The following is a 3,625-nucleotide window of genomic DNA, read 5'->3' as shown; positions in this document are numbered from 1 at the left end:
CGACGAGCAGCCCGCGCAGCTCGCCGTGGGCACGTTCGCGAGCGCGGGCAGCACGCTCGTGCCCGCCGCGCTAGCGGACTTCCGCCGCGACCACCCGGCGGTGGCGCTGCGGCTGCTCGACCTGGAGCCGCCCGACGGGTACGGGCTGGTCAGCTCGCGCGACCTCGATCTCCTGATCACCCACCGCTACCCGGGGACGCCGCTGCCCGACCCGCGCGGGCTCACGCGGACGCTGCTGCGCTCGGAGCGGTTCCGCCTGATCCTCCCGGCGGGCCACCCGAAGGCGCGGGCCCGCCGGCTCACCCTGCGCGCGCTGGCCGGCGAGGACTGGATCTCCGGTGGTCCGGGGGTGCCGAACCGGGTTTGCCTGGAGCAGCTGGCCGAGGGCGCCGGCGTCGCGCTGCGGGTGGCTTACGAGACGCGGGACTACCAGGTCGTCCTGGCGCTGGTGGAGGCCGGGCTCGGGATCGCGTTCGTGCCGGAGGGCGTGCTCGGCCGGCTGGGTGCGGCGCGGATCGAGGTGCGCGACGCCGTCGATGCGCGGCCGGCGCGGGAGATCTTCCTGGTGCACCACCGGCGGCCGGGTCCGCTGGTGGCGGAGATGGTGGCGCTGCTCGGCCGCGACCCCGGGCAGGAATGTAGTGAATGACTCATTCATGTCGTCCGACGACATGAATGGGTCATTCACTACGTCTCGGGAACTGCTCGGTCGTTAGCGGGCGGGCTCGAAGCGTGCCGACGCCGCCCGCAGCGCGTCCAAACACGCCCGCACCGCGCCGCGGTCCTCCTCACCCGCGCGGCAGACCGCGTAGATCGTCCGGTCCAGGGCCGGGCGCGTGGTCAGGATGCGGACGCCGTCGGGCAGCCGGTCGCGGGCGAGGCGGGGGACCAGTGCCGCGCCGATGCCGCCCGCCACCAGGGCCAGCTGGGTCGGGTAACTGCCGACCGTGCAGCTGATCCGGGGCTCCAGGTGCTGGGCGCGCAGCACCTGCGTCAGCCATTCGTGGCAGCCGGACCCGGCACTCCAGGCGATCCACGCCACGTCGTCCAGCTCGCCCAAATCGACGGCCTTGCGGTGGGCCAGCCGGTGACCGGCGGGCAGTGCGAGGTCGGCGACGTCGGCGAACAGCGGAATCGCGGTCGCCGACGGCGGGATCTCCGTCGGGCGGTCGGCCCAGCTCTCCACCACGGCGACGTCGAGGTCGCCGGACACCACCCGCGGGATCGTCTGCTCGGCTTCGCCTTCGTGCAGCGTCACCACGAGTCCCGGGTGCTGGGTGGAGAGCGTGGTCAGCGCGGGCGGCAGCAACGCGTGCACGGTCGTCGGGATCGCGCCGATCCGCAGCGGCCCGAAGACGTCTTCGCGCAGCAGCTCCAGGTCCGCCTTCGCCTCCGCGACCTGCGCGAGGATCCGCTCGGCGTGCCCGGCCAGCACCTGGCCCGCCTTCGTCAGCCGCACGCCGCGGCCCTGGGGTTCCAGCAGCGTCTGGCCCGCCTCCCGCTCCAGCTTCGCCAGCTGCTGCGACACCCCGGAGGGCGTGACGTGCAGCGTGGCGGCCGCCGCGGCGACCGAGCCCTGAGTCGCGACGGCGTGCAGCGCCCGCATCCGCTCGAGTCCGAACACGGTAGCGATGCTACCGGATTTCGCGAAGGAACATTCGCTTGTCCTTGACAGTCGTGGCCCCCACGCTGGAGGGGTGACCACGACCGCGCCCCGCTCCACGACGACCGCACCGGCGTTCACCAGCCGGTTCGACCCGCGGCTGCTGGCCGCGCTCGGCAGCTTCTGCATCTCGCTGTCGTCGGTCTTCATCAAGGTCTCGCACACCAGCGGCAGCACGAGCGCGTTCTGGCGCTGCCTGCTGGCCCTGCCGGTGCTGCTCGTGCTCGCCGCGCGGGAGCGGCGGAAGGCGGGCCCGGCGAACCGCCGCGTGCTCCTGCCGCTGCTGGCCGGCACCGGGCTCGGCCTCGACTTCGTGCTGTGGGGCGAGGCGATCCCGCGGGTCGGCGCCGGCATCGCCACCGTGCTGCTGGCCGTCCAGGTGGTCCTCGTGCCGCTGCTGGCGCTCGTCTTCCTGCGCGAACGGCCGTCGAAGCGCTTCCTCGTCGTGGCGCCGGTCCTGCTGGCCGGCGTGGTGCTGGCCGGCGGGTTCGCCGGGACCGGCTCGTTCGGTCCGGACCCGGTGACCGGCGCGGTCTTCGCGTTGCTGGCCGGCGCGGGCTACGCGGTCTACCTGTTCCTGATCCGGCTCAGCGGCGGCCACGGCACCCAAGCGCATTCCCTCGCCCTGGCGACGATTTCCGCGGGCCTGGTGGCCTTCGTGGCCGGGGTCCCGACCGGCACGCTCGACCTGACGCCGACCCCGGCGGCGTTCGGCTGGCTGGTCGCGCTCGCCGTTGTCGGCCAGCTGATCGGGTGGATCCTGATCTCCGCCGCGCTGCCCCGGATGTCGGCCACCACCGGCGCGACGCTGATGCTGCTGCAGCCGGTCGGGGCGGTGCTGCTGGGCATCGTCCTGCTGGGCGAAGCCCCGAGCGTGCTGCAGCTGATCGGCTGCGCCGGCGTGGTCGCGGCGGTGTGCTTCGCCGGTGGCGGACGAACTGCGCGCGAACGGCGTCCCGGCTAACGTCGCCGTCATGCGGGTACTGGTGGCCGGGGCGTCCGGTTTCGTGGGCGGCAAGCTGTGCCCGGCGCTGGAAGCGGCCGGGCACGAGGTGCTCGCCATGACCCGCGACCCCGCGAAGTACCGCGGCGCCGGGAAGGCCGTGCGCGGCGACGTCGCCGACGTCGGTTCCCTGCGAGACGCGCTCAAGAGCGTCGAAGCGGCCTACTACCTGGTGCATTCCCTCGACAGCGCGGACTTCAAGCGCCGCGACGCCGATGCCGCCCGCGCGTTCGCCCGTGCCGCGGGCGACGCGGGGGTTCGCCGGATCGTGTACCTCGGCGGGCTCGGCGACGACGATGACGCGCTTTCGGCGCACCTGGCCAGCCGGCGCGAGGTCGAACGGCTGCTGGGGGAGACCGGCGTGCCGGTCACCGTGCTGCGCGCCGGGATCGTGATCGGCCACGGCGGGACGTCGTGGGAGCTGACCCGCCAGCTGGTCGAGCACCTGCCGGCGATGGTCACCCCGCGCTGGGTCGACACGCGCACCCAGCCGATCGCGATCGCCGACGTCGTGCGCTACCTCGCCGGCGTCCTGGACCACCCGGAAGCCGAGGGGAAGACGTTCGAGATCGGCGGCCCGGAAGTGCTGGCCTACCGGGACATGCTGCAGCGCGTCGCCGCGATCGAAGGCAGGCCGCTGCTGATCCTGCCGGTGCCGCTGCTGTCCCCGCGCCTGTCGTCGTACTGGCTTTCGCTGGTCACCGACATCGACGTGACCACCGGACGGACGCTGATCGACTCGATGACCAACGAGGTCGTCGTCCGCGACGACGCCATCCGCCGGATCGTCGAGTTCGAGCCGCGGGGCTACGACGAGGCCGTGCTGCAGGCGCTGGGCGAGCGGGCGAAGAGCAGGCGGACCGCGTGAGGCGCGGGTTCCTGGCCGCCGTCACGGCCGCCGGGTCCGGGCTGCTCGGCGCGTCACTCGCCAGCCGCCCCGGTTCGCGCCGGTTCCACGC

The 3,625-nt window shown here is 73.8% G+C and carries 4 protein-coding genes; 3 read left to right on the top strand and 1 reads right to left on the bottom strand.

Translation table 11 applies throughout. The annotated features are described in order from the left end of the window. Window positions 1-649 (top strand): LysR substrate-binding domain-containing protein (locus G3I65_RS55900; protein WP_160704741.1); only part of this gene is annotated, 649 nt, incomplete at its 5' end. Between the two features lie 63 nt (window positions 650-712). Here G3I65_RS55900 and G3I65_RS55895 read toward each other — a convergent pair. Further along, entirely contained in the window at window positions 713-1,624 is a 912-nt protein-coding gene (locus tag G3I65_RS55895) for a LysR family transcriptional regulator (protein ID WP_160704739.1), read from the bottom strand. Window positions 1,625-1,697: 73 nt separating this feature from the next. Between G3I65_RS55895 and G3I65_RS55890 the strand changes: the two genes are divergently transcribed. Together G3I65_RS55890 and G3I65_RS55885 are read left to right on the top strand one after the other, a co-directional pair. Beyond that, a complete protein-coding gene (locus G3I65_RS55890; RefSeq protein WP_163046937.1) occupies window positions 1,698-2,627 on the top strand; it encodes a DMT family transporter in 930 nt (309 codons plus the stop codon). Window positions 2,628-2,637: 10 nt separating this feature from the next. After that, entirely contained in the window at window positions 2,638-3,534 is an 897-nt protein-coding gene (locus tag G3I65_RS55885) for an NAD(P)H-binding protein (RefSeq protein WP_160704743.1), read from the top strand. Window positions 3,535-3,625 lie beyond the last annotated feature (91 nt).

It is taken from the genome of Amycolatopsis sp. SID8362 (assembly GCF_010550475.1).
Lineage (GTDB): Bacteria > Actinomycetota > Actinomycetes > Mycobacteriales > Pseudonocardiaceae > Amycolatopsis > Amycolatopsis eburnea.
The sequence above is the reverse complement of the archived record's forward strand: the minus strand, read 5'-3'. Positions and strand labels throughout refer to the sequence as shown.

Bases quoted from the DNA above. Each gene is read 5' to 3' on its own strand.
- G3I65_RS55885 (WP_160704743.1), top strand. From the start codon at position 2,638: ATGCGGGTACTGGTGGCCGGGGCGTCCGGTTTCGTGGGCGGCAAGCTG.